The sequence below is a fragment of the Streptomyces sp. NPDC049970 genome, assembly GCF_040660235.1.
Lineage (GTDB): Bacteria > Actinomycetota > Actinomycetes > Streptomycetales > Streptomycetaceae > Streptomyces.
This window is the reverse complement of the sequence record NZ_JBFALP010000001.1, coordinates 525733-551874: the sequence shown is the minus strand read 5'-3', so window position 1 is coordinate 551874 and position 26142 is coordinate 525733. Positions and strand designations below refer to the sequence as shown.

The window sequence follows — 26142 nt, the reverse complement described above, 5'->3', positions numbered from 1 at the left end:
GGTCAGCCCCCCTTCGGGGGGACGATCTGCAGGTAGATCGCCGTCAGGATCATGTTCACGAGGAACAGGAGCATGAAGGTGATGACCACGGACTGGTTGACCGCGTCACCGACGCCCTTGGGGCCGCCGCGCGGGTTCAGTCCCCGGTAGGCGGCCACGATGCCCGCGATGAAGCCGAAGATCAGGGCCTTGAGCTCGCCGACGTAGAGATCGGGCAGCTGGGCCAGGGCGGAGAAGCTGGCGAGGTACGCGCCGGGGGTACCGTCCTGCATGATCACGTTGAAGAAGTAGCCGCCGAGGGTGCCGACGACGGAGACCAGACCGTTCAGCAGGACCGCCACCAGCATGGTGGCCAGCACCCTCGGGACGACGAGGCGCTGGATGGGCGAGACGCCCATGACCTCCATCGCGTCGAGCTCCTCGCGGATCTTGCGGGAGCCGAGGTCGGCGCAGATCGCGGAGCCGGCGGCCCCGGCGATGAGGAGCGCCACGATCAGCGGGCTGGCCTGCTGGATGACCGCGAGGACGCTGGCACCGCCGGTGAAGGACTGGGCGCCCAGCTGTTCGGTGAGCGAGCCGACCTGGAGGGCGATCACCGCTCCGAACGGGATGGAGACGAGGGCCGCCGGCAGGATGGTGACACTGGCGACGAACCAGAACTGCTCGATGAACTCCCTCAGCTGGAAGGGCCGGCGGAAGACCGCCCGGGCGACCGCCAGGGCGAGCGCGAACAGCTGGCCGGTCTGGCGCAGCGGCGCGAGGAGCCGCGAGGGAGGCCTCGGCCGGGACGGGTCTCCGGCCTTCCCGGTGGCCGGTTCGGCGGGCCGAAGGGGCGGTGGTGCCGTCATCGGCGTCCACCGTCCAAGGTGGGGGTGTAGCTGTTCATGATGGCCGTACGGGCGGCTTCGGGCAGCTGGCCCATCATGGAGATCACCCGTTCCCGGCGGCGCAGCGCGGCCTGCCGTACGGGCATTCCGGGAGAGGGTTCCAGCTGCGGTACGACCGTGCGGGGGGCCGCGGTGTGTCCGTGGCCGTTGGTCTGCTCCGCCGCGAGGGTGGCCGCGTCCTTCTCCTCGGACATGCCGATCGGGCCCTCGCGCCGTCCCGAGAGGAACTGTGCGACCACGGGTGTGTCGCTGGTGAGCAGGACCTCGCGCGGCCCGAAGGTGACGAGGTTGCGGCAGAAGAGCATGCCCATGTTGTCCGGGACCGTGGCCGCGATGTCGAGGTTGTGGGTGACGATGAGCATCGTCGCGTCGATCTGCGCGTTGAGGTCGATGAGCAGCTGCGAGAGGTAGGCGGTACGAACCGGGTCCAGCCCGGAGTCCGGCTCGTCGCAGAGGATGATCTGCGGGTCCAGGACCAGCGCGCGGGCCAGACCGGCCCGCTTGCGCATTCCGCCGGATATCTCGCCGGGCAGCTTTCCCTCGGCTCCGAGCAGACCGACGACGTCGATCCGCTCCATGACGATGCGCCGGATCTCGGACTCCTTCTTGCGGGTGTGTTCACGCAAGGGGAAGGCGATGTTGTCGAAGAGCGACATGGAACCGAAGAGGGCGCCGTCCTGGAACATGAGCCCGAACAGTTTCCGGGTCTCCATGATCTCCCGTTCGGGGCTGTTGACCATGTCGACGCCGTTGATGAGGACGCGGCCCTTTTCCGGCTTCAGCAGTCCGATGATGGATTTCAGGAACACGGTCTTCCCGGTTCCGGAAGGACCGAGCATGACACTCACCTCACCGGCCGGCAGCGTGAGGCTGACGTCCTGCCAGATGTTCTGCTTGCCGAAGGACTTCGTCAGGCCTTCGACGACTACTTCGATTCCCATCGGCCCTCCCTCGAGGTGGTGGTGGACGACGTCATCTGTCAGCGCTCCGGCTCCGGTCCATGCAACGACGGCTTGTCACACATGCACCAGGGGGCGCACGTTATGTCCGCCGAAACCGCCAGGACAAGCCGTTGAGCAGCGGAAATCGTCGGACTTCGATCTTCGGTCCGACCACTTGTCACCGAATGACAAAACCCTGTCGGGGGTTTGTCGTCATCTGCGCAAGCGCTCCCTGCCCGCCGGGTCCCGGCGGTCCGGGAGGCCGGAGCCGCGAGACCCCGGCGGTGGGAGCTCCCCGCCCCGGCGGGAGTGTCCGGGATCGGATGGACTCCCGGAGGATTCCCGGGTCAGGAGGGGCGGGACCAGGAATCCACGTACGTCGGACGAGCAGGTACGGACGTTTCTCCGAGCTGCTCAAGCGGGACGCTACGGGTGAGTAACCTTGGTTCGCAATAGCGGTTCACGAACTTTCTCCGAGGCAATTCCGGACTCCTGTTTTCTTGTGTCCGGATGAGTAATCGGCGCGCGAAACCTATCGAAAAGTGAGGCATTCCCAGTCGGTCCAGGACGGCGTCGAAAGGCAGTGCGGACGCACTGAAGCCCGCCCCGACCAGGCTTCCTTCGGTCGGGGCGGGCTCCAGGCGGACGGCGCGGCGGCACGCACCAAGTGACAACGGACGCCGCCGGCCCTTCCTTTCGGCTACTTCACCGCGGAGTGCCAGTTCTGGGCGAGCTCCTTGCCGGCGTTCGGCACCGAGAGCCCCGGCGCCGTGAGGCCGATCGTGGAGGTCTTGGCGTCGTTCAGGACGAGGTTGTTCGACCCGGCCGCGGCGGGCAGTCCCACCTTGAGGTCGATCGCCCAGCTGAGGATGCCGCCGAGACCGCAGCCGCCGGCCTTCGGCGCGGAGAACTGGCTGTCGCCCTGCGCGGCCCCGGACAGGGCGATCTGGATGAGGGAGCCCTCGTCCGGGTTCGCCGTGCCGTCACCGTTGAACCTGGAGGCGGCCATGGTGGGAGCGCTGAGGTTCCCGGGACGCAGGATCACGGGGTTGCTGCTGCTCCCGATGTAGCAACTGGAGCCGAGCAGCGGGTTCTCCAGACGGATCTTCACGGGCAGCTTGACGATCGGCCCGGAGGATATGCCCGCGACCAGGCTGAACTCGGTCGGCGTACCGGCGGACTCGACCGTGGCGGTCACCTTGTTGAGGGTGGCGTTGGTGATCTGCCCGCACACGGCGGATATGACGGGGACGTTGCTGGGGCACATGATGCCCAGCAGCCCACCGGGGATGGTGGTCTTCCCGCTGATGATGGAGCCGGCCGGCGGCGGGACGACGGTGTAGGTCCCCTCGGCCGGGTGCTGGATGACACCGAACTGCAGGTTCGTCGACCCGGTCGTCGCCGTGGTGTTGCCCAGCTTGATCGTCCCGTTGGGAGAGGTGGACGTCACGCAGAGCGGGACGTCGGTGTCGCCGTCCGTCGCGAGCATGGCGGGGGCGTCCACCGGACACCGGTCGAACGGGGCCCACGCGCCGTTGAGCTGGGCGGCGGCCGTCGCGGCACCGGCGGGCGTCGCGCTGAGCGGCATGACCAGCGCGGCGGACGCGGCGACGGCGCCGGCGCCCTTGATCCAGGTCTTCGAGACAGGTCTCATCGTTCCCTCAATTCGGTAGCGGCTCGGGGGATTGCTGTGCGCGTTGGTTCTCGGTACGCCTTCGGGGCTCAGCGAGCGGCCTCGGGTATGTCCACGGGCTGGTAGTCGGGTGTGCAGAAGGCCGGGTCCGCACCGTTCGCGGACGCGCAGGGCGCCCCCTGCACCTGCTTGACGTAGTTGGGCACGCCGGAGAGCGACGCGGTGAAGATGTCGTCCAGGTCCTCCGTCGCCCCGCACCCGCTGAAGGGCGGGATGGTCACCGAGCCGGTCAGTTCACCGCCCGAGACGAGGGTGTATCCGACAAGACCGTCGGGCCCCCACGTTCCGAGGCCTTCCAGGGTCAGCTTGAACGGCTTGCTCGTACGGCAGTTGCTCCCCACGTCGAGGGGCACTCCGTTGACCTCGACGTCCCGGAGCCGGAGCATCAGGTCCAGGGTGATGGTCGTGCGGTTCCGGCTCGAGGTGGGCAGGATCGCCAGGTCCGACTCGATGTTCGGGATACGCACCCCGTCGGCGTCGGTTCCGGTGGGGATCTGGGTCATCTCCAGGGTGGCGGTGGTCGGCATGAACCCGAAGGTCAGAAACGTTCCCGAGGCGGGCGGCAGCTGCGGCTTCCCCCGGTACTCCAGGTCCACCGTCGAGTACTGGTAGAAGTGCAGGACGCCGTCCTCCATGGAGGGCCACTGCGCTCCCTGGGTGATGTTCCCGCACGCGACGGGGAACCTGGTGGCTCCGTCGAGCTTCGTCACGTTGGCGTAGCCGGTCACGTAGGCGACCATGTTGGCGGCGTCCTCCGGATCCCCGGTGCAGGGGGGCACGTCGGCCGCCGACGCCTTCGGCCGCGCTCCGACACCGACCTCGGGCGCGGCTTCTCCCGGTGTCTCCTCCTCCTGGCCGGGCCACGTCTCGGAGGGTGCGGGCTCCGATGCGCCTTCCCCGTCCGCGCCGCTCACCTCGACCGTAGCCAGGCCCGTCTCCTGCTCCGCGTCCGGCGTGCACTCCACGGTGGTGTCCGGTGGTTCGGCCGGTGCGCCGCCGGCCTGTTTCAGGGCCAGTTCCACCGAGAGGGCGGACGCGTCGAGGTGCAACTCGCCGGAGGCCCCGGGTTTCACGTAGGGCACGCTCCCCGACGTGGTCAGAGTGAGGCCGCCGGCCTCGGGCAGCGGCACCGGTTCCCCGGTCCGCAGGTTCCACTCGGCCCGCGCCTCACGGCCTTCCTGGGCCACGCCGACCGAGAGCCGCGCCTCGGCACTGACGGTCGCCGCTCCGGCACGGGCGAGCTCCGCCGGTACGGCCTCGGGAAAGGCCAGTTCCACGGACACGCCCTCGGGCTGGATCACTTCTCCCGCCCGGGCCGACCCGGGGATCTCCGCCGTGACGACCGCCTCCACGGGCTGCGGCCCCTCGGGGAAGTCGCAGGTGTACGCCAGCTCCGCCTCGATCTTCTGAACGCCGGGTGCCGCCTGGGCGCCGGGAATCATCCCGCCCAACAGCACAGCGGTGGCCACCGCTGCCCCTCGCGCCGTGCGCCGCCGTGCCCCTGCCATACGACTTCCCCTCACTGACGATGTCCCCCTCGGACTCGAGCACGTCCGCCGCCGGACGCGTTCCGGCACGTGCGCGACGTTCCCGGAATGCGTGCGGGCCGGATCAGGGGGTGTACACGTTGCTCGGCGCGGTCGTACCACCGACCGGAGTGGCCACCGAGCACGTCGCGCCGTACTTCCACTCGTCCCCCAGGACGATGAGGCCCGAGCACCCCAGGGTCGTTGTTGCGGGTCCCGGTGCATAGGTGGCGTCGGCGTCCGTCACCTTCCCGGGCGCCGGGGCCGCGATCGCACGGCGGGCGGACCCGCCGTGCGATCCCCGTTCACCCGTTACCGGCCGGGGGCCGGATCAGGGGGTGTAGACGATGGTCGGCTTGGTGGTGCCGCCGATCGGCGTCACCGCGTTGTAGTTGGCGGTGTAGGTCGGGTTGTTGCCCACCGCGGCGATGCCCGCGCAGCCGGCGGTGACGGTCGCGACCGTCAGCTTGTACGTGGCGTTGTTGCTGACCGCGAGCACACCGGTGGAGTTGGTGTACTTCGCGACCACGTTGCCGGTCACGGTGAAGGTGCAGGTGAGCACCTTGAGCGTGGCCTTGACACCGCTGATGTAGCCGTTCGTGACACCGGCGCTGTAGGTGTTCGCGTTCAGCTTCCAGGAGGTGGAGGTGTCGGCGGTCGGGGTCACCGGGCCGAACGGGCTGGTGCAGCCGCTCCAGGTCAGCGGAGCGATGGTGCCGACCTGCACGTTGGTCGTGCCGGCGGCCGACGCCAGGTTGCCCTGTGCCGCGGACGACGTACACGTCATCGGGATGCCGTTGAGGCTGAGGGTGACGGTGCCGGCGGTGGCCGAGAACGTCTCCGGCGAGCTGGGACCGACGGTCCAGGTCGGAGCGGACACGCCTGCGGTCGCCGTGGTGGCGCCGAGGGCGACGGCGGCGGTGGCGGCACCGACCGCTATCGAGAGCTTTCTGAGGGAGTTGCGCACAGTGAGTTCCTCCGATTCGACAATGCGGGTGCACTGCTGCGGGGACAGCACCCAAATTCCTGCAAAGGTGCAGGGAGTGCCGCGATGAACCGAGTTGCGTGGGGGCCGTGCTGTGCTTTCAGCCACACACGTTCTGTGACAGGGCGTGACGTTACTTGCGGGAAACTTGGAGCACAATGCCGTCGGTCAAGATTGGTGCCGCGAGTTTGTTTCCTCGTCAGTACGTCACTAATTCGCTTACTCCACTTGTCACTTGGTGCGCAGAATTCGTGGAAGATCGACCTCCGACCGGGATCTTCGGCCCACGCGGCACAGACGGACGGGAGGGATCCAGCCGGACCGCCCCACGCCTGGCGCGGAGGTCGGAACCGGCGTCTCGTCCGCACCGCGGACACTTCCCGGGGTCGCTTATACGCCGCCGGGAGAGCGCACGGCCGAAAACATTGTCCGGAAGTGAGCAGGACCGCCCCACCTGCACCGGAACCCCGTAACAGGGCCACATTGTGTGGCCCCTGCACTTCGATCTTGTCCAAGTGGTGTGCACTCCACCCGACTTGGTCTATCTTCGGCGCCGATGTTGGTATACACCTATCGGTCCGTGGGAGCGCTTTCCCCCCAGCGACTCACCCGCACCGGGCACCGATGAGCAAGGGGACGGTCATGCCGAGACTCATCCAGCCGCTGGACACCGGCGACCCGCTGGGGCCTCTCCCCCAGGAGTTCGCCGCGATCATGCGGCCCGAACTGCCGAGCCTGATCAAGGAGATCGGCGTCGAGGTGACCCGGGCCTATCCGGAGTACGCCCGGCTGCTCGGCGGGCCCAACGGCCAGGCGATCCGGGTCGGCGTGGAGCAGAGCCTCGCCGCGTTCGTCGACCTGGTCGCGGAACCGGCATCCGCCACACCGCTCCGCGACGACATCTGCCGGCGGTTCGGACGGTTCGAGGCCTACGAGGGCCGCACCATGGAGACACTCCAGGGCGCCTACCGGCTCGGCGCCCGGATCGCCCTGCGCCGAGCCAAGAAGGTCGGCCGGCGGTACAACTTCTCCCCCTCCCTGATGCTCAGCTTCGCGGACGCGCTCTTCGCGTACGTCGACGAGCTCGAAGCCCTCTCCCGCGAGGGCTTCCTGGAGGTGCAGTCCAGGTCGGGCGAGCAGAGCGAGGCGATGCGCCGCCAGCTGCTCCACCTCGTCCTGGCCGGCCGCCCGGTCCCCAGAAGCGCCATCGCGGAGCTCTGCGAGCAGACCGGCTGGACACTGCCCGAGCAGGTCACGCTCGTCGCCGTACGCGCCCCGGCCGGTCTCGACCGGATCAGCGCGGACCACGACGTCCTGATCGATCCCGGGGACCCGCAGCCGCACCTCCTGGTCCCCGGCGCCGTGGACGACGCACGCAGACAGATGCTCGACCGGACGATCCCCGGCGGTGGCGCGGCGATCGGGCTGACCGTGCCGACCGCACTGGCCGCCGACTCGATCCGCTGGGCCCGCCGCGTACTCGAACTCGTCGACGCCGGCGTGATCGAGAGCGCCCCGTTCGTGATGTGCGAGGACCATCTCACCACCCTGTGGCTCCTCTCCGATCCCGCCCTCCTGGACCAGCTCGCCGAGCGCGAACTGGCCGCCGTGGCCGGCATCAGCACCACACGGCGCGAGCGGCTGATCGAGACGCTGCGGATATGGCTCGACACCCGGGGCACCGCGGCGCAGATGGGCGAGTTGCTGGACGTGCATCCGCAGACGGTCCGCTACCGGATGCGCAGCCTGGAGGCGATCTTCGGCGATCAGCTGACCGATCCGGAGAGCCGCTTCTCCACCGAAGCGGTGCTGCGCGCGCAGCAGTTACGGGCCCGAGGAGCGAGAATGCTCAACTGAGGGTGCATCACACCACACACCCCGAGTCAACTTACCTCCAGGTAATGCGAAATAGACGGTCAGTCCCAGACGGTTGCGACACGGAGACGTTCTCAACGGAAAACCAGGAACTGCGTCCCGTACATATGGAGGAGCGACGACTCACCGGCCGTCGCGCACCACAGCCTCCTGGCCGACCACCCGAGAGGGAACCCCCATGACCGCCTCGCACCTCCTCGTCCCCGTGCCGATCCCCGACCGGGTCGCCGCGCTGATCGGGTCATGCACCCCGCCGCACATCCTTCGGGCGGAGTTCGACGCCGACTGCGCCGCCCGCGAGGTGCGCAGGTTCCGTGGACCGGGGCTCGGCGTCGAGGACCAGGCCGACCGCGAACAGGCGCTGTCCGAACTCGCCTGGGCCAACAAGCTGCTGTCCGCGTATCACCCCCTTCTCGCGGTGCGCCCGGGCGACCCTTGGTGACGCTTGCGAAGAGCCGACGACACCCTTACCTTACTCAAAAGTAAGTTTACTCTGGAGTAAGGATTTGGCGTGCCCGACAACGTGTCCGACCGCAGCAGCGGCAACCTCACCGACGAACTGTCCGGGCTCGACCTCGCGGCCGTCTCGCCCGAGGAGTTCGCGCGGATCGTCAAAGGCCTGTCCGCCAGGGAACTCGGCGAGGTGATGCGGGGCGAACTGCGCACCCGCGTGCTGAGCGAGGTGTTCGGCCGGATGCGGCAGCAGTTCCGGCCGGAGGCGGCCGGCCGGCTGAAGGCCCTGATCCGCTGGAGGATCACGGGCGAGAGCGACGAGGTCTACGAGACCGACATAGCCGACGGCACCTGCACGGTGAGCGCCGGCCGCTCCGACGCGGAGCCCCGCACCACCCTGGTGATGGCCGACGCCGACTTCCTCAAGCTCGTCTCCGGCAACGGCAACCCGGTGACGATGTTCATGATGCGCAAACTCAAGGTCGCCGGTGACGTCGGCCTGGCCTCGGGGCTCACCCGCTACTTCGACATCCCGAAGGCCTGAGCCCATGAGCTACTTCTCCCTCGCCCTCACCGAGGAGCAGCAGGACCTGCGCGACTGGGTACACGGCTTCGCCGCCCAGGTCGTGCGCCCCGCGGCGGCCGAATGGGACGCCAGGGAAGAGACGCCGTGGCCCGTCATCCAGGAGGCCGCCAGAATCGGCCTGTACGGATTCGAGTCGCTGGCCGACATGTACGGGGACCCCAGCGGGCTCTCTCTCCAGATCGCCAACGAGGAGCTGTTCTGGGGCGACGCGGGGATCGGCATGGCCCTCTTCGGCACCTCGCTCGCCGTCGCGGGGATCTTCGCCTCCGGCACGCCCGACCAGCTCGCCGAGTGGGTCCCGCAGTGCTACGGCGACGCGGACGACCCGAAGGTGGCCGCCTTCTGCGTGTCGGAGCCGCAGGCGGGGTCGGACGTCTCCGCGATGGCCACCAGGGCACGCTACGACGAGGCCGCGGACGCGTGGGTGCTGTCCGGCCAGAAGGCGTGGATCACCAACGGCGGCATCGCCGAGGTCCATGTCGTGGTGGCCTCGGTCGATCCGTCGCTCGGTGCCCGCGGCCAGGCCGCGTTCATCGTGCCGCCCGGTACGCGCGGCCTGGAGGCCGGCCGTACCGTCAAGAAGCTCGGCCTGCGCGCGTCGCACACGGCGGACGTGTTCCTCGACGAAGTACGCGTTCCCGGGCACTGCCTGCTGGGCGGGAAGGAGAAGCTGGACGCCCGGCTCGCCCGTGCCCGCGAGGGCGGCACCGCGAAGGGGCAGGCGGCCATGGCCACGTTCGAGGTCAGCCGCCCGACCGTGGGAGCTCAGGCACTGGGCATCGCGCGGGCCGCCTACGAGTACGCGCTGGAGTACGCCGGACAGCGCGAGGCGTTCGGCCGGCCCATCATCGAGAACCAGTCCATCGCGTTCGCGCTGGCCGACATCCGCACCGAGATCGAGGCCGTGCGCCTGCTCATCTGGCAGGCCGCCTGGATGGCCCGCAACGACCGGACCTTCGACGCCGGCCAGGGCTCGATGTCCAAGCTCCGCGCGGGTGAACTCGCCGTGTCGGCGACGGAGAAGGCGATCCAGATCCTGGGCGGCGCCGGGTACAGCAGGGAGCACCCGGTGGAGCGGATGTACCGCGACGCCAAGATCTACACGATCTTCGAGGGCACCAGCGAGATCCAGCGGCTGGTCATCGCCCGGTCGATCTCGGGGCGTCACATCCGCTGACTCCACCGGCGCCGGCGCCAGGAGTCCCGCGCCGGCCCCGGACCGTCCCCCTCACCCGGTGGAGACCCCGTGGGACCGTCGGCGCAGGCGGGCGGGAGAATGTCGGGCGGCGACGACGCGTGGGGCACGTGTGGCTCCTGCGGGCCGGAGACAGTGGTGTCTCGTGGCAGTGAACGCGCTTCGACGCCACGGCTGTTGACCGAAGCCCGACACCGAACCTCCTGGGAGCCGTCTTGAGCACCGCGTCCGGCGGGGCACGCCCCTCCGTCCTCTTCGTCACGGATCTCGCCTACGAGGCACGTGGCCGGCGCTACTGCGACGAGGACATCTTCCTGACCTCCAGGCTGCGCGAGTCCTTCGACGTGGCGCTCTGCCACCCCCGGGACGCCGCGGCACTGCTCGACGGGTTCGACGCGGTCGTCGTACGCAACAGCGGTCCGGTACTGCACTACCGGGACGCCTACGACGCGTTCCGGGCCAGGGTGCGGGAAACCGGTGTCCGCGTCCACAACACGCTCGACGGACGCGGGGACATGGCGGGCAAGCAGTACCTGGTCGACCTGAGCCGGGACGGCTTCCCGGTGATCCCCACCGTCGACCGCGCGGAGGATCTCGGGCTGCTCCCCCGCGCGGCCGGGTACGTCGTCAAGCCCAAGCTGGGCGCGGACTCGGTCGGCCTGCGGTTCACCGACACTCCGGAGCTCCCGGGGGACGCCGGGGACACACTTCTCGTCCAGCCTCGGATCGACTTCCGCTACGAGGTCTCCTTCTACTACGTCGGCCACGACTTCCAGTACGCGCTCCACGCGCCGCACCCGGAGCGGCGCTGGGTGCTCGAGCCCTACTCGGCGAGCGCGGCGGACCTCGACTTCGCACGCCGCTTCGTGGAGTGGAACACCCTCACGCACGGCATCCAGCGGGTGGACGCCTGCCGGACGGCCGAGGGGGAACTGCTGCTCGTCGAGCTGGAGGACCTCAATCCGTATCTGTCCCTCGACCGTGTCACGGACGAGGTCCGCGAGGGATTCGTGGCCCGGATGAAGGACTCGGTGCGGGACGTGCTGGCCTGACCCGGACGGTCCGCGCCCGCATGCGTGGGACAGGGCCGGGTGTGAGGGTGCGAGGGTGACCACTGCCAGCGAGACCCCACCCGCCGCGCAGAGTGCCGCAGCGCCACCCGTCCTCGACCCCGGACGCCGGAACATCGTGTTCGCCACGATCGTGCTGGGCATCCTGCTCGCCGCGCTGGACCAGACGATCGTGGGGACGGCTCTGCCCACGATCGTGTCGGATCTGGGTGGCGCGGAGCACATGTCGTGGGTCGTGACGGCCTACCTGCTGGCAGAGACCGTGGCGACGGTGCTGGTCGGCAAGTTCGGTGACCTCTTCGGCCGGAAGCTGATCTTCCAGATCTCGGCCGTCGTCTTCATCACCGGTTCGTTCCTCTGCGGTCTCGCGTCGAACATGCTCCTGCTGATCATCTGGCGCGGCCTGCAGGGCATCGGCGCGGGCGGGCTCATGGTCACGTCGATGGCGCTGATCGCCGACGTGATCCCGTTGCGCGACCGGGGCAAGTACCAGGGGGCGATCGGTGCGGTCTTCGGCGTGGCCACGGTCGTCGGACCGCTGCTGGGCGGACTGTTCACCGACCACCTGACCTGGCGCTGGGCCTTCTACGTCAACGTGCCGATCGCGATCGTGGTGGTCATCGCCGCCGCCCGCAACATCCCGTCCGTGCGGGCGGCGGGGCGCCCGGTCATCGACTACCTGGGGATCGCCCTGGTCGCGGTCGGGGCCAGCGCGCTGATCCTGGGCACGAGCTGGGGCGGCAACGAGTACGCCTGGGGCTCACCGGTCATCCTCGGCCTGTTCGTCGGAGGCCTCGTCGCCCTGGCCCTGTTCTGCGTCGTGGAGACGCGTGCGAAGGAGCCGATGCTGCCGATGCGGCTGTTCAGCAACCCGGTGTTCGCGGTGTGCTCCGTCCTCAGCTTCATCGTGGGCTTCGCCATGCTGGGCGCGATGATCTACCTGCCGACCTATCTGCAGTACGTCGACGGGGACTCGGCCACGCTCTCCGGCGTACGGACCCTCCCACTGGTGGTGGGCCTGCTGGCCGCCTCGATCTTCAGCGGCAACGTGGTGAGCAGGACCGGCCACTACCGCCTGTTCCCCGTCGTCGGTTCGCTCGTCATGGCCGCCGGCCTGTACCTCCTGTCCCGGATGGGCCCGGGCAGCGGGGTCTGGCTGGAGTCCCTGTACATGCTCGTGCTGGGCATCGGCATCGGCCTGTCCATGCAGGTACTGACGATCGCCGTGCAGAACACCGTCGACTACTCGGACCTCGGCACGGCGACGTCCGGCGTGACCTTCTTCCGCACGCTCGGCAGCTCGTTCGGCACGGCCGTCTTCGGCACGATCTACGCGAACTCGCTCGGACCGAATCTGACGCAGGGCGTCGAGCGGGCCGTACGGGCCGGCGGTGATCCCGCGGTACTCGCACGGGCCGCCGAGAGCCCGCAGGCGGTGCACGCCCTGCCCGCCGAGCAGACCGCGCCCCTCGCTCAGGCCTATGCGGACACCCTGCACACCGTCTTCCTGTGGACGGTACCGGTGGCGCTCCTGGGCTTCGTCGTGTCGCTCTTCCTGAAGCAGGTGAAGCTGCGCGACAGCGCCCGTGCGGGGTCCACCGACATGGGAGAGGGCTTCGCCCAGCCGAGCACCGGGGACGCCGCGAACGTCCTCCAGTACTCCGTGGCCAGGATCCTGCACCAGGCGGGTCCCGACACGGCACGGCGGATCGTGGCGGAGTCCGACACCCGGCTCGACATGGCGGGCGCCTGGGCCGTGATGCAGGTCGACCTCTTCACCCGCATGGTCGGCCACGCGGGACTCGGGCTCATCGCGACCCGGCACCGGATCCCGCCGGAGGTCCTGGTGCCGGTCTTCGACCGGATGATCGAGGAGGGCTATCTCACCGGGGACGGCCACCTCTTCACCCATACGGCGGCCGGGCGGCGCGAGGCGGCTACGATCTCGGCGGCCTGGGGCCGCTGGCTCAACGAACGGCTGGCCGAGGACGGCGCCCGGCCCGACGACCGGCAGCTACGGGCGGCGGTCGATGTGATCGCCAAGCGGCTGCTCGCCGAGGACCTCGCCCAGGAGCTGTCGCCGTCGACGGAACGGGTGGGGGCACCGGCCTGAGCGTCCCGCTCGCGGGGGTGGCGCGACGCTCCGGTGGCTCCGGCTCCGGGGATCTCAGTCGACGAAGACCGCCGTGGCGTAGACCCACGCCCCCTCGTGGCGGACGAAGCGGCTCTTCTCGTGCAGGGCGTCGGGGCGGCCGCCGTCGGTGTAGTGGGCCCTGAACGTCACCGTGCCCGTGGTGTGGAAGGCGCTTCCCTCCGTCGTCCCGAGGATGTCCAGACCCGTCCAGCGCATCGCCGGGTCGAAGTCCACGGCGGGCGGCCGGGTCTCCGGGTGCCAGGTGCGCAGCAGGTAGCCGGCGTCCTGGACCACGAAGGCGGCGTACCGGGAGCGCATCAGCGCCTCGCAGGTCAGGGCGGCCGCGGTGCCCGCGTGCAACCGGCCGCAGCAGTCACCGTACGTGGCCTGCCGACCGCACGGGCACGGTGATCCCGGGGTGATCCGCAGGGGGCCCGCTCCGGGGGGTACGGAGCCGCGGGGGCGGGGGGTGCGTCGTGACATGTGCCCATTGTGACCTGCGGCCGGGAGTGGCAGGCCGGGCACCCCCGGCCTGGGCGGCCGACGCTTGCGCGCCGTGGCCTCAGGGCTTGCGCGCAGGTGGAGGAGCGCGAGGGGAGGGACGAGGGGGAGGACAGCGTGTGCGGCGAGCTGTGCGACTGGGCGTCAGGTGAGGAGGAAATCGGCCTGGCCGGCCTTGGCGCCCTGGATGAAGGCGGCGATCTCGCCGTTGGAGTAGATGAGTGCGGGGCCCTCCGGGTCGGCGGACTGGCGTACCGCCACCCTGCCGTCCGCCAGCTTCATGGCCTCGATGCAGTTGCCGCCGTTACCACCGCTCCACGGCTTGTACCAGCCTTCGGTGCCGAGGTCGGCGGCCGGCATTCCGTTGTATATGTGGTTCATCACAGCTCCTTGCGGAAGTCCCTGAGGATTTCCTTCGTGCGTTGTGCAGTTGCGGCCTGAGCCGCCATTCGGTCCATGACCTCGAGGTAGGAGGCCACCTCGGGGCGCGCGTCGAAGTAGACGGCACCGGTCAGGTACTCGCTGTAGACCATGTCGGGGAGCTCGGGGACCGCGAACCGGAAGAGCACGAACGGACCGTAGGTGCCCGGGTGGTGGCCGGTCGCGAACTCCGCTATCTGCAGAGTCACGTTGGGCAGGTCCGTAGCTTCGAGCAGCCGGTCGATCTGGGCTCGCATGGCACCGGGGCTGCCGACGGGACGGCGCAGGACGGTCTCGTCCATGACCACCCAGAGCTTCGGCGCCTCGGCCTTCGTCAGCAGGGACTGGCGCTCCATCCGGAGCGCCACATGGCGTTCGATGTCGGCCGGCCGGGTCTGACCGACCGCCCCCGTACGCATGACGGAGCGCGCGTAGTCCTCCGTCTGCAACAGTCCCGGGACGAAGTGCGGTTCGTACATGCGCAGGAGGCCGGCCGCGCCCTCCAGGCTGACGTACATGCTGAACCAGTCGGGCAGCACGTCGTGGAACCGCTGCCACCAGCCGGGCTTGTTGGCCTCCTCGGCGAGTTCGACGAACGCGTCGGCCTCGTCGTCGGCGATGCCGTAGGCCTTGAGGAGGAGCTGGACGTAGGGGATCTTCAGCCCGACTTCGGCTGTCTCCATCCTGCGTATGGTCCCCGGGGCCACACGGAGCACCTTCGCAGCCTGGTCGCGGCTCAGGCCGACACGCTCCCGCAGATCCTGCAGGCGCTTGCCCAGAACGACCTGTCCCACGGTCGGGGCGGACCGCGGTTCGCTCACTTCAGACCTCCCGATGCACTGTGTGCCAGCAGTGTGCCATGCACGTGTACCCGAAGAACACTGCCACTCTGGATTTTTCAGAGTGCCTCTTGCCAAGTGGTCATGTCAGGGGGAGAGTTGGCCAGTGAACGAGATCGCGTGGTCTCGCACCGTCCCGTTTCGGGGCGGCGCGAAGCGTGACACAGCCCCCACTGTGAGGAATCGGTCGTGGCACCTGGCAGTGCGCTCATCCCCAGGCTCATGGATCTCAGCCCCGGGACGGAAGCGCTCCGTTACTGCTTCGCGCTGTCGTCGCATCCCGAGTCGGTGGCGGGTGCCCGGAGCCGCGCGCAGGCCAGGCTGGCCCGGTGGCGGCTGAACGGGGACACCTGCGACGCGGCCGTCCTGATCGTCTCCGAACTCGTCACCAACGCGGTGGTGCACACCGCGAGCACCCGGGTCGTCTGCGAGCTCCGTTGCGGTGACGGGCGGTTGCGCATAGCCGTGCAGGACCAGGGGGGCAGGCCGGACGGCCCCCGCCTCTACCGCAGGGCCGACGGCGAACACGGCCGCGGGCTGCTCCTCGTGGAATCCATGGCACTCGCCTGGGGCTCCTACGACGCTGGGAACCACTCGGGGCGTGTCGTCTGGGCGGAGCTGGACGGCGCGGAGCGGACATGCTGAGACAGACGCTGTCCCAGCTGCTCGGTGCGCGGCGTACCCGCACCGGGCAGGGGGACGGCACCACGGGCCGGATCCGGCTGCCGCTGCCGCCCGCGCTGTCGGCGAGCCTCGGCTACGACGCGGTGGGGGTGCCCGCCCAGTACGGATTCCGGCTGATGTCGCACCTGCCGCGCGCCGGCTGCGTGTTCGCCGACGCCGACAAGTGGTGGTGGATCGTGCCGTCCGGTTCGGATCTCGATCTGGACTGGCCCGAACAGGCCTCGTACGCCACCGGTGCCTACGTACCCGCGGGGCGGCCCCGGCTCATCCACGCGCCGGAGAGCCGCACGCCCTACACGCCGCCCATCCCACTTTTCCTGATGGTGTGCCAGGTCACGGGTGTGGCGCCCTCCTGGGCCCGGTCCGGCCCGCCCAGGGCCGTCTCGGCCCCCTGAACGCGCCGTCCGGCGCGGGGAGTTCAGCGCAGGGCGCCAGGCGTTCACAGGGAGCCCCCTCAGGGCCGGTCGAGGTAGGCGAGGCCCGGATGCACCCTGGTGTAGCCCTCGACCAGCCGCCGGGCCACGGACACCGAGTCGACGAGCGGGTGCAGGGCGAAGGCCCGTACCGCCGCCGCCCGTGAGCCGCTGTCGGCCGCCTCCAGCACCGCCCGCTCCACGGCCTTGACCGCGGTGACCAGGCCGACCGCGTGATACGGCAGGGGGTCGACGGCGACCGGATGGGCACCGTTGGCGTCGACCAGGCAGGGCACCTCGATGACGGCGTCGTCGTCGAGCACCGCGAGGGTGCCCCGGTTGCGGACGTCGAGGATCAGCGTGGTCCGCTCGTCTCGGGCGACGGCCCGCATCAGAGCCAGTGCCACCTGCTCGTAGCCCCCGGATTCGAGGTCGCTCTCCTCCCGCTCACCGGCTCCCGCCACGTCCCGGTTCTCCGACATGTAGGTGGCCTCGCGTTCGGCGCGCGTACGGTCCCAGGTGGCCAGCGCGGGAGTACCCGGTTCCTTCATCCGGGCGTAGAACCCCTCCTGCTGCTCACGGAGGAAGGCGCCCCGGGTCTGCTCCGCGTCCTGGTAGGCGCTGACCGCTTCGCGGTTGAAGTAGTAGTAGTGCAGGTACTCGTTGGGAATCGCACCGAGCGAGCGAAGCCAGTCGGGTCCGAAGAGCCGGCCCTCCTCGAAGGAGCCGAGCAGCGCCGGGTCGCCGAGCAGGCGCGGGAGTTCGTCACGGCCCCCGACGCGGAGCGCGCGGACCCAGCCCAGGTGGTTGAGTCCGACGTAGTCGACCCACGCGCGGTCCGGGTCGGCGCCGAGGACCCTGGCGATCCTGCGGCCGAGCCCCACTGGGGAGTCGCAGATGCCGATGACGCGGTCGCCGAGGTGGCGGGACATGGCCTCGGTGACCAGGCCGGCCGGATTGGTGAAGTTGATGACCCAGGCGTCGGGCGCGAGCCGGGCGATGCGCCGGGCGAGCCCGACGGCGACGGGGACGGTGCGCAGCCCGTAGGCGATGCCGCCGGCGCCCACCGTCTCCTGGCCCAGGACGCCTTCGTCGAGGGCGACACGCTCGTCGGCCGCCCGGCCGTCGAGGCCGCCGACCCGGATCGCGGAGAAGACGAAGTCCGCGCCGCGCAGGGCGTCGTCGAGGTCCTCCGTGGCCACGACCTCGGGGGCATCGGCGATACCTGCCGCCTGTTCACCCAGAACCCGGGCGACGGCGGTGAGCCGGTCCGTGTCCGTGTCGTACAGGGTCACCCGGGAGACGCGGCCCTCGGCGTGGTCCCTGAGCAGTGCCCCGTACACGAGAGGGACGCGGAATCCGCCGCCGCCAAGAATTGTCAGCTTCACGCTGCTCGATGGTACGGGGCCCGGGGCCCGGTTCCCCGGACCCGGAGGGTCGGGAGTCCCGGGCCGGCACGCAGCCGCGGCGTCAGTGGCCGTTCCACCACCGCACGACGGCCCGCCAGACCCTCGTACGCCCGGTGCGCTGAGCCGGGATCACCGCCTCCTGCTCGGGCGCCGCCGACGGTTCGGCGCTCCCCGGACCGGCCGGCGCACGGCTCATGGGGACGCCGCCCACCGGGTGCCGTGGGGCGGGCGAGGCGACCTCCCAGTCCGTGGACGCCCGGGTCCGGGAGACCGCCGGCAGCGGTTCCTCGTCGATCGCCTGCTCCGGGCTTGGGGCGAAGCTCGCCGGGAGCTCCACCAGGTGCCGTGACACGAAGTTGCCGACCCACCGCAACTCGTCCGGTTCGACGCTGAGTTCGAGGTCGGGAAGGCGCATCAGCAGGGCGTCGACACCGACGTCGGCGATGGCGCGTCCGATGTCCTGGCCGGGGCACTCGTGGGGGCCGCTGCTGAAGGACATGTGGGCGCGGTTGCCCTCCATGCCGGCCTTGAGGTCGGGCCGCACCAGCGGATCGGTGTTGGCGGGCGCGATACCGACGATCAGTGCGTCCCCGGCCTTGATCTGCTGTCCGCCGAGTTCGGTGTCGCCCACCGCCCAGCGGCCCAGGATCGACGTGAACGGCGGCTCGTCCCACAGGGTCTGCTCGACCGCCTCGGGCACGGTCATGTGCCCGCCGCTGAGCCGGGCCCGGAATCGCGGGTCGGTGAGGACCATCCGCAGCACGTTGGCGATCAGGTTGGTTGTCGTCTCGTACGCGACGAAGAGAACCACCCGCAGGTGCTCGCTGACCTCCGTGTCGGTCAGCCCGGCGGGGTGCTCGATGAGCCAGGTGGCGAAGTCCTCCGCGGGTTCCGCCCTCCGGCGCTCGACCAGCCGGTTGAGTTCGCCGATGAGGAAGGCGTTGCTGGCGACGGCGGTCTCGGTGCCCCGCGTCAGGTCGCGGGCGGCCTCCACCAGGCGTTCGCTGTAGTCGTCCGGCATTCCGACGATCGCGCACATGACCATCATCGGGAGGCGCTCGGCGAACTGGCTGACCAGGTCGGTGCGGCCCTCCCGGCAGAAGTCGTTGACGAGCCGGTTGCTGTAGCGGTTGATGTGGCGGCGGACCCCGCGGGTGTCGATGCGCGCCATGCTGTCGGTGACGGCGCCGCGCAGCCGCTCGTGGGTGGCGCCCTCGGCGAACGAACACACCGGCTGCCAGGTGAAGATCGGGGCGAGCGGGTGGTCCGGTGCCACGCTTCCGTCCTGCAGCGCGTGCCAGCGCCGAGAGTCGCGGGAGAACTGCGAGGGCGTGCGGGTGAGGTGGAGGTTCTCGCTGTGGCCGAGCACCAGCCAGGCGGGGACGTCCCCGTGCATCAGGACGGGCGCCACCGTCCCGTGCTCGGCGCGGAGCTTCTCGTAGAGGCCCGCGGGGTCCGCCTCCGCCTCGGGACCGTACATGCGGCGCAGCCCGCCGGGTCCGATGCCAGTGCCGTGCGCGGGGCACTGCGGGGGCGGGACCTGGCCCGCTGCGGATCCGGGTTCGTGCTGGAAGGGGGTTGTCACTGTGGCTCCAGGGATAAGGACGTTCCGGGACCGGGCGGGAGGGGCCGCGGTCCGTCAGGGGAGGGATGTGTACGCACGGTCATCCGGCGACCGGCACGGCCAGGCTGTGCAGGTAGCGCATCAGGGTCATCAGCACGTCGCGGCTGGAGGTACGCAGCCGGGCGTCGCAGTCGATCATGGGAACCTCGGCCGGCAGATCGAGGGCGTTGCGCAGTGCCTCGACGGGGTGGTGCGGAGCGCCGGGGAAGGTGTTGACGGCGACGACGAACGGCACGCCGCGCTCCTCCAGCCTGCCGATGACGTCGAAGCTGACCTGGAGCCGCCGTGTGTCGATCAGGACGACGGCTCCGAGCGCGCCTTCGAACAGGCCGTTCCAGAGGAACCAGAAGCGCTCCTGTCCGGGGGTGCCGAACAGGTAGAGGATCAGTTCCTCGCTGAGGCTGATCCGCCCGAAGTCCATGGCGACGGTGGTCGCGGTCTTGGTCTCCACGCCCTTGTTGTCGTCCACGCCGACCCCGGCCTGGGTCATGGTCTCTTCGGTCGTCAGGGGCCGGATCTCGCTGACCGAGCCGACCATGGTCGTCTTGCCGACCCCGAACCCGCCCACGACGACGACCTTCACAGCGGCCGTGGCCGTGCTGGGGAGGACGTCCTCGTTGCGGGGGCCCGGGATCGTGTCAGAGCTTCTGAAGTCCATGCATCACCGCTTCGAGGAGGGACCGGTCGGGGAGCGTGGCGCGGACGACGGGCGCGCGCGACTCGACCAGTTCGGTCGCCAGGAGTTCTGTGAGGAGGGAGGTGACCACGCTGAAGGGCAGGCTCAGGTAGGCCGAGATCTCGGCGACGGACAACGGCGCCCGGCAGAGCCGCAGGATCGCGGCCTGCTCGGGCTGGACCATGGGCGTCGGTTCGGCCTGCGCCACCACCATCGTGACGAGGTCGAGCGCGGCGCGCTCTCCGTCGGGGTCACCGGTGATCACGTACAGCCGCTCCGGGTCGCTCAGCGCCGGGTCGGCCTTCTTGCGTTCTCGGCGGGGAGCACTCATCCGGCCTGCCCGTCATGGCGCGGGGGGCTCGTCAGGTGCGCACCGATGCGTACGACCATGTCCCGCATGCGGGCGCCGACCAGTCCGGCGTCGACCGTCTCGCCGGCGAGCACCGCGAGATAGGCTCCCGCGCCGGCTGCCATCAGGTAGAAGAACCCGCCCGTGACCTCGATGACGACGAGCTTCATCAGACCGTCGCTGTACGGGATCTCGGTGGCGACGGCCGCGGCCAGGCTCTGCAGCCCGGCGCAGGCGGCGGCGAGACGGTCGGCGACGTCGGGGTCGCCGCCGTGGCGGGCGATGCGCAGGCCGTCGGCGGAGAGCACCACGATCTGGTGGATGCTCGGCACGTCGTCGGCCAGTTCCTTGAGCATCCAGTCCATGTTTCCCCGCTGCTGGATCACTTCTTGTCTCCCTTGTCCCACGCGTCGTCAGGGTCTTCGCCGTTCTCGGGCTCCTTGGGCACACCGTTGACGGCCTGGGTGAAGGCCTCCAGCCAGAGGCCGGGCGGTGCCGGATCGCCGCCGTGGCCGTTCCGCGCCGCTGCGGGTTCGGGGGCGGCCGCCGACTGCTGCGGGAGGTTGTGCGAACCGAGCGGGGCGCGGCCCCGGCTGCGGCGCTGCGGGAGGCCGCCCGCGGTCCACTCGGTCACCACGATCTCGTCGTCGCCCGTGGCCGCCGCCGCGGCGGGTGCCGGTCGTGCCGCGGCGGCGGCCGGCGCGGGTGGTGCCGCGGGGACGGCCGCCGAGGGAACGGGACCGGTCGCGGCGGGGCGCGTCGCCTTGTGCTTGCCGCGCGGGGGTACGACGTGCTGCATCTGCGACATGTCGAGCGAGCTCTGGGGCCGCGAGGTGGCGCCGATGCCGTGTGCGATGCCGGGAGCGGGCCCGGTGGTGATCATGTCGCGCGGCACGATGAGCACGGCGCGGACACCGCCGTACGCGGACTGCCGGAGGGAGACCTGGAGTTGGTACATGCGCGACAGTCGGCCGACCACGGCCATGCCGAGCCGCGGGGACTCCCCCAGGTCGTTCATGTTGATGCCGGCCTGGGCCTGGGCGAGCATGTTCTCGGCCCGGGCCCTGGCCTCCTCACTGAGGCTGACTCCGCCGTCCTCGATCTCGATGGCGATGCCGGTCTGCACCTCGACCGCGGTGACGTGCACCCGGGTCTGGGGCGGCGAGTAGCGGGTCGCGTTGTCGAGGAGCTCGGCGCAGGCGTGGATGAGCGGCTCGACGGCCGTGCCGACGATGGCGACCTTGGCGATCGAGTGCAGATCGACGCGCTGGTACTCGAGGATGCGGGACATCGCGCCGCGCAGCACGCTGAACAGCGGTACGGCCTTGGGCCATTGGCGGCTCGGACGCGCGCCGCCGAGTACGGCGATGGAGTCGGCGAGCCGGCCGATCAGCGCGGTGCCGTGGTCGATGCGGAGCAGGTCGTCGAAGACGTCGGGATTGCGCCCGTGGTGGTCCTCCATCTCCCGCAGCTCACTGGCCTGTCGGTGGACGATGGCCTGGACGCGGCGGGCGACGCTGACGAAGGCGCGCTGCGCGGAGTCGCGCATGGCCTCCTCGTTGTCGATGATGTCGAGGACCTGGAGGACCAGGGCGCGTTGCGCCTTGGGGAGGCTTCGGTACGACTCGTCGGCGTCGACGACGTCGCGCATCACCTCCTGCGGCGAGTTGCTGGCTCGCAGCCGGCGGATCGCGGCGGGCAGGAGTTCCTTGGTGAGCCGGACGGTCTCCTGGTCGTACGAGGCGATGCGGTGTTCCAGGAAGGCGATGCGCTGCTCGTACTCGGCTCGCTGCACGCGCATGGCGCGGCGCCGGCGGTTGAGTACGACGGTGAGCGCGGCGACCACGACGGTGGCGATCGCCCCGCACCAGACGACTGCCGCCCGCGTGTCCCCGGTGACCGGCACCGCGCCGGCCGCCGTGGCTCCGGCCATCAGAACGACGGGCGGGAGCGCGGCGCGGATTGCGGGGATGTCTCTGTTGGTCGGCGGTGATTCGACACGGACCATCTAAACCCTCTGGCGGTTGATTCGGGAAGGCATTCGGGAGGCACAGCACTTTTACGGACAGTTATGAACAAGCGCTCGAATTCGTAACAACTCGACTTCACTGTGCGTGAGCCTAGCCAGATCAGAACAGTGCTTCGGCACATTCACCCAACCCTCTGCGCGAGCGCGCCGGCAGTAATACACTCACCAGTTTTGTACTCAGAGCCGTCACGCGTGCGCGAGGAGTGACGTCCGCAGGGAACCGACAGAAAGCAGACACCGCTGTCCCGTCTTGCGGGACAACGGTGAGGTCCGGCCGTCGGCGAGAACTGGTGATGAACAGGTGGAACGCCAGAAGGGGCGACCGTCAGAGCGAAGAACCGTTACGCGTACGACCGAATCCGTACCGCAGAGCGGGACGAGGGCACATGCGATCGAATCGGATCGAAAGGAGCAGTTTCCTGAGCGACGGACACGTGTGCGAACGACGTGGGCGGCCACCCGCCGAGTTGCCGCCGACGGAGCGGCGGCCACCGGCTCCGGTCGGTACAGCACCTCCACGCCTCCGCGCGGTGCTCACTCACGGTGAAGCCGTGCCGTCGACCGGCGCCGACGGCACCGTTCAGCGGCGGCCGCCTCCGAGGCGGCCTTCGAGCTGGACCAGCAGTTCGCCGAGCTGTCCGCTGAGGCCGCTGCGGGTCTCCTCGTCGAGACCGGAGAGCACCGACCGCTCGTAGGCGAGCTGTTCGGGAAGCAGACGGTCGACCAGGTCGCGGCCCGCCCCGGTAAGGCCGACGTGGGCGACCCTGCGGTCCCTGGCGTCGCTGCGGCGGGCGATCAGGCCCGCCTCCTGGAGTGCGCGCAGACGCTTGGTGACGGCCGCACCGGACGAGAAGGTCTCGCGGGCCAGCTCACCGGGCGTGAGCTCACGGCCGGTCCGGCGCATCGCGCCGAGCAGATCGAACTCGGCCCGCGTCAGCCCGGCGGCGCGCAGGGGGGCGTCCTCCGCCTGCTGGAGCAGGGCCGCACATCGGTTGATGCGGCCGATGAGCTCCATCGGCCCGGTGTCAAGACCGGGGTTGACGGCATGCCACTGCCGCACCACCGAGGCCACGATGTCATCGGTCACACCGCTCCGTTCGCCTGGGGCAGGGTGATCAGTCCCTGCCGCTGTGCTGTCGTCGCGAGCGTACGGTGTCCTGCCTGCTCGGCGGCGAGCAGCTCTTCCTCGGGCAGGGCGCGCTGCCACCATTCACCCGATGCGACGTCACCGGCGTCCCGCAGTTCGACCAGCGCGGCAGTCAGCCGCCGTCGTGCGGCTTCGAGCGCCCGGCCGTCGGCGGCCGGGTCGGCGACAGCCCGCTCGGCGCCGGCCCTGGCCGCCTCCGTCGCGGAGAGAGCACGCTCCACGCGGCCGCCCGCCCGGCGGTTGGTGACGGCGACTGCGGCCAGCAGTCCGGCCGCGACCCCCACGACGGTGTCCAGGGCCCGGTCGGTGACCAGTACCCCGGCGGGCTGGGCCCCGCCGAATTCCAGGACGAGCAGGGCCATCGGGGTGACGGCCACGGAGCCGAGCCAGTAGTTCCGGGTGATCAGGGCCTCTGCGGCGAAGTTGAGGCACAGGACGCACAGGACGAGGACGAGCGGGCCGACCCGGGCGAGCGGGATGACGGCCGCGAACACGAGCACTCCGAGGAGGTTGCCGACGGTCCGCTGCAGACCCCTGCTCCAGGAGAGCGAGAGGTTGGGCTGGTACACGGAGGCCGCGGTGACCAGTGCCCAGTAGGGGTGCCCCACACCGAGCGCCCAGGAGGCGTAGCCGGCGAGCGCGCAGCCGGTCAGGGTACGGAGGGCGATCGGCAGCACCGGGGAGCCGGGGGCGAGCGCGCCGAGCATTCCGCGCCTTGCCTCCTGACGGCCGCGCCGCATCCGACGGCCCGCGCGCTCGGCGTCGATCCCGAAGAGCTGCTCGGTGGTTCCGGGTGCGCTCGGCGGATCGGGGACGGGGCCGCGCCCCCGGGTCCCGGCGGCCCACCCGCGCAGCTCATCGGGGTCGGCGCCCCGGACCCGGCCGTCGACGGCGGTGACGGCGAGGGCTCGTTCGGCGTGGACGACGAGCCTCTCCAGTCCCCGGCGTACGGGCGTGGGCCGGCCGGCCAGGAGCAGTGCCTGCCAGGCGCCCTGGATCGCGGCGGCGGCAGCGTGCCGGGTCCGCGCGCCGGGGGCCGCCGCGTAGGCCGCGGCCCCGTCGAGCGCGCGGGCGGTGGCGAGACGCTCGGGCCCCTCCCGGTGCCAGAGCGCCGGTCCGGCGGTGACGAGCCAGGCGAAGGCGCCCGCGGCCAGCATCAGGGCCAGGTGCCCCGGGACCTGCCCGGTCCGCTGGGGTGCGAAGAGGGCGGCCGAGGTGACGAAGGCGAAGATGACGTTGCCGGGCGGGCCGATACGGGTGGCGTCGCAGAGGGCCTTCTGCACGGCCGCGAGCAGGGCGCCGACGGCGATCAGCACGGCCGTCGAACCGGTGAGCGAGGCGGTGACCAGGGAGACCGCGAGACCCGCCGCCATGCCGAGGACCACTCGGACGAGAGTGCGGGCGCGCCGCGCGTACGGCAGGTTGTGCCCGTAGAGCGCGCAGAGCGATCCGGCCATGGTGTACATGACGAGGTCGAGGCGGCCGAGGGAGTACAGCAGCAGGTTCGGCACCGCCGAGGCGACGACCACGCTCAGCGCGGGCTTGTACCAGATCTCGGCGGGGCTGTTCAGGCGCAGGACACCGGCGACCGGCAGTCTGCGGACTGACGACTTCCGGGGTCGCACGTGTGTATCACTCACTCATTTACATTAACAGGTGTTACACCTGTGAACGACTTTGCCGCCCCGCACATCGGGCCGCTCCGGTGGCCACCGCTCACGCCCGGCCATAGCGTGCTGCCCAACAGCCGCCGAAGGCGAGGGAACCTGCCGCAGCACGAACCTGTCGTGCCGGATGCCTGGGAGGACTCACATGAAGCTGACCGGCCCCGTGCCCGGCGGCCCCTGCTGGGCCGAGCTCACCACCCCGGACATCCGGGCCGCCCAGGCGTTCTACGCGGCGCTCTTCGGCTGGCGGGTGGAGACCGACCCGCGGCCCGAGGCCGGCGGATACGCGACGGCGCACATCGGCGAGGACGCCGTCGCCGCGCTCAGCCCAGCCCGTCGTCGGGACGAGCGACCCGCCTGGACCGTCGCCTTCGCCACCGAGGACGCCGGCGCGACCGCGGACGCGGTGCGGGCGGCGGGCGGCACGCTCCTGGTCGAGCCGACGGACGTGTTGGACCGGGGCCGGTTCGCAGTCGCCTCGGACCCGGCCGGCGCGGTGTTCTCCTTGTGGCAGGCCCGCGCCTTCGCGGGCGCCGGCCGTCTCAACGACGCGGGCACCCTGACCTGGACCGAACTGCGCACCCCGGATCCCGAGGGCGCGCGCGCCTTCTACCCGGCCGTGTTCGGCTGGACGGTCGACGCGTCCGACCACTTCACGCACTGGGGCGTGGACGGGGCCGACTTCGGCGGCGCGAAGGAGCAGGACGACGACGAACGGGCCGGGTCGCCACCGCTCTGGCTGCCCTACTTCGCGGTCGCCGACGCGGAGGTCACCGCGGCGGGAGTCCTGAGCGCGGGCGGCGAACAGCTCGTGCTCCCGAGACGCGTCCCGGGCGGTCCCTGTGTCGCCACGCTCCGCGACCCGCACGGAGCGGCCTTCGGCGTCCTCACGCCGTAGCGACGTACCGCGCCCTCGCGGTCGGTCCCGACCGGGCGGGACCCCGCACGCCGGGTGGACGCCGCGCGGCCTGCCGGGCCTGACCTGCGGCGCCGCGCGAGACGTCGCCGAACCGGCCGAAGGGCTCGGGGTGTTCCCCTT

General features: G+C 70.6%; 25 protein-coding genes. 9 read left to right on the top strand and 16 right to left on the bottom strand.

What is annotated here, in order from left to right:
* Positions 1-2: 2 nt before the first annotated feature.
* The 5 genes from AB0I83_RS02375 to AB0I83_RS02355 form a co-directional block, all read right to left on the bottom strand.
* Complete coding sequence (locus AB0I83_RS02375) at positions 3-848, bottom strand: ABC transporter permease (RefSeq protein WP_363303285.1); 846 nt, start codon at positions 846-848, stop codon at positions 3-5.
* A complete protein-coding gene (locus AB0I83_RS02370) occupies positions 845-1828 on the bottom strand; it encodes an ATP-binding cassette domain-containing protein (RefSeq protein WP_356530358.1) in 984 nt (327 codons plus the stop codon). Before AB0I83_RS02370 ends, AB0I83_RS02375 begins: the two co-directional genes overlap by 4 nt.
* A gap of 700 nt (positions 1829-2528) precedes the next feature.
* Positions 2529-3482, bottom strand: a complete 954-nt coding sequence (locus AB0I83_RS02365) for a hypothetical protein (RefSeq protein ID WP_363303284.1) — start codon at positions 3480-3482, stop codon at positions 2529-2531.
* A 68-nt stretch (positions 3483-3550) separates the two neighbouring features.
* Positions 3551-4990, bottom strand: a complete 1440-nt coding sequence (locus AB0I83_RS02360; RefSeq protein WP_363303283.1) for a DUF6801 domain-containing protein — start codon at positions 4988-4990, stop codon at positions 3551-3553.
* 388 nt (positions 4991-5378) lie between these two features.
* A complete protein-coding gene (locus AB0I83_RS02355) occupies positions 5379-6014 on the bottom strand; it encodes a hypothetical protein (RefSeq protein WP_356530363.1) in 636 nt (211 codons plus the stop codon).
* Positions 6015-6674: 660 nt separating this feature from the next.
* Between AB0I83_RS02355 and AB0I83_RS02350 the strand changes: the two genes are divergently transcribed.
* From AB0I83_RS02350 to AB0I83_RS02325, 6 genes are all read left to right on the top strand, one after another.
* The gene (locus AB0I83_RS02350) at positions 6675-7889 is read left to right on the top strand and encodes a helix-turn-helix domain-containing protein (protein ID WP_356530364.1); all 1215 of its coding nucleotides are present in this window, start codon (positions 6675-6677) and stop codon (positions 7887-7889) included.
* A 196-nt stretch (positions 7890-8085) separates the two neighbouring features.
* Entirely contained in the window at positions 8086-8349 is a 264-nt protein-coding gene (locus AB0I83_RS02345; protein ID WP_363303282.1) for a hypothetical protein, read from the top strand.
* Between the two features lie 81 nt (positions 8350-8430).
* Entirely contained in the window at positions 8431-8904 is a 474-nt protein-coding gene (locus tag AB0I83_RS02340; RefSeq protein WP_363303438.1) for an SCP2 sterol-binding domain-containing protein, read from the top strand.
* A gap of 4 nt (positions 8905-8908) precedes the next feature.
* Entirely contained in the window at positions 8909-10123 is a 1215-nt protein-coding gene (locus tag AB0I83_RS02335; RefSeq protein ID WP_363303281.1) for an acyl-CoA dehydrogenase family protein, read from the top strand.
* A gap of 233 nt (positions 10124-10356) precedes the next feature.
* Positions 10357-11193, top strand: a complete 837-nt coding sequence (locus AB0I83_RS02330; protein ID WP_356530367.1) for a hypothetical protein — start codon at positions 10357-10359, stop codon at positions 11191-11193.
* 55 nt (positions 11194-11248) lie between these two features.
* Positions 11249-13324: an MDR family MFS transporter gene (locus AB0I83_RS02325; protein ID WP_356530369.1), complete on the top strand. Its 2076-nt coding sequence runs from the start codon at positions 11249-11251 to the stop codon at positions 13322-13324.
* Positions 13325-13378: 54 nt separating this feature from the next.
* On the opposite strand, the gene AB0I83_RS02320 is transcribed toward AB0I83_RS02325, so the two are convergent.
* The 3 genes from AB0I83_RS02320 to AB0I83_RS02310 all read right to left on the bottom strand — a co-directional run bounded on the left by AB0I83_RS02320 (position 13379) and on the right by AB0I83_RS02310 (position 15087).
* Complete coding sequence (locus AB0I83_RS02320) at positions 13379-13828, bottom strand: YchJ family metal-binding protein (RefSeq protein WP_363303280.1); 450 nt, start codon at positions 13826-13828, stop codon at positions 13379-13381.
* A 162-nt stretch (positions 13829-13990) separates the two neighbouring features.
* On the bottom strand, positions 13991-14227 hold the full coding sequence (locus AB0I83_RS02315) for a DUF397 domain-containing protein (RefSeq protein ID WP_356530373.1): 237 nt from the start codon (positions 14225-14227) through the stop codon (positions 13991-13993).
* Positions 14227-15087: a helix-turn-helix transcriptional regulator gene (locus AB0I83_RS02310; RefSeq protein ID WP_356530374.1), complete on the bottom strand. Its 861-nt coding sequence runs from the start codon at positions 15085-15087 to the stop codon at positions 14227-14229. The genes AB0I83_RS02315 and AB0I83_RS02310 overlap by 1 nt, the downstream gene beginning before the upstream one ends.
* A gap of 207 nt (positions 15088-15294) precedes the next feature.
* Here AB0I83_RS02310 and AB0I83_RS02305 point away from each other — a divergent pair, with 207 nt between their 5' ends.
* Positions 15295-15750 (top strand): ATP-binding protein, encoded by a 456-nt coding sequence (locus AB0I83_RS02305; RefSeq protein WP_363303279.1) that lies wholly within the window; start codon positions 15295-15297, stop codon positions 15748-15750.
* Positions 15744-16184, top strand: coding sequence for a hypothetical protein (locus AB0I83_RS02300; protein ID WP_363303278.1), 441 nt, complete (start codon positions 15744-15746; stop codon positions 16182-16184). The genes AB0I83_RS02305 and AB0I83_RS02300 overlap by 7 nt, the downstream gene beginning before the upstream one ends.
* 59 nt (positions 16185-16243) lie before the next feature.
* On the opposite strand, the gene AB0I83_RS02295 is transcribed toward AB0I83_RS02300, so the two are convergent.
* From AB0I83_RS02295 to AB0I83_RS02260, 8 genes are all read right to left on the bottom strand, one after another.
* Complete coding sequence (locus tag AB0I83_RS02295) at positions 16244-17590, bottom strand: 6-phospho-beta-glucosidase (protein ID WP_363303277.1); 1347 nt, start codon at positions 17588-17590, stop codon at positions 16244-16246.
* 82 nt (positions 17591-17672) lie between these two features.
* Positions 17673-19196 (bottom strand): cytochrome P450, encoded by a 1524-nt coding sequence (locus AB0I83_RS02290; protein ID WP_363303276.1) that lies wholly within the window; start codon positions 19194-19196, stop codon positions 17673-17675.
* 79 nt (positions 19197-19275) lie between these two features.
* Complete coding sequence (locus AB0I83_RS02285; RefSeq protein WP_356530381.1) at positions 19276-19893, bottom strand: ATP/GTP-binding protein; 618 nt, start codon at positions 19891-19893, stop codon at positions 19276-19278.
* On the bottom strand, positions 19874-20242 hold the full coding sequence (locus AB0I83_RS02280; RefSeq protein WP_356530382.1) for a DUF742 domain-containing protein: 369 nt from the start codon (positions 20240-20242) through the stop codon (positions 19874-19876). Before AB0I83_RS02280 ends, AB0I83_RS02285 begins: the two co-directional genes overlap by 20 nt.
* A complete protein-coding gene (locus AB0I83_RS02275) occupies positions 20239-20646 on the bottom strand; it encodes a roadblock/LC7 domain-containing protein (RefSeq protein ID WP_014152870.1) in 408 nt (135 codons plus the stop codon). The genes AB0I83_RS02280 and AB0I83_RS02275 overlap by 4 nt, the downstream gene beginning before the upstream one ends.
* On the bottom strand, positions 20643-22268 hold the full coding sequence (locus tag AB0I83_RS02270; RefSeq protein ID WP_356530384.1) for an ATP-binding protein: 1626 nt from the start codon (positions 22266-22268) through the stop codon (positions 20643-20645). Before AB0I83_RS02270 ends, AB0I83_RS02275 begins: the two co-directional genes overlap by 4 nt.
* A gap of 601 nt (positions 22269-22869) precedes the next feature.
* Entirely contained in the window at positions 22870-23376 is a 507-nt protein-coding gene (locus AB0I83_RS02265; protein ID WP_356530385.1) for a MarR family transcriptional regulator, read from the bottom strand.
* Entirely contained in the window at positions 23373-25076 is a 1704-nt protein-coding gene (locus tag AB0I83_RS02260; RefSeq protein ID WP_363303275.1) for an FUSC family protein, read from the bottom strand. Before AB0I83_RS02260 ends, AB0I83_RS02265 begins: the two co-directional genes overlap by 4 nt.
* Before the next feature lie 172 nt (positions 25077-25248).
* Here AB0I83_RS02260 and AB0I83_RS02255 point away from each other — a divergent pair, with 172 nt between their 5' ends.
* A complete protein-coding gene (locus AB0I83_RS02255; RefSeq protein ID WP_356530387.1) occupies positions 25249-26001 on the top strand; it encodes a VOC family protein in 753 nt (250 codons plus the stop codon).
* Positions 26002-26142: the final 141 nt, after the last annotated feature.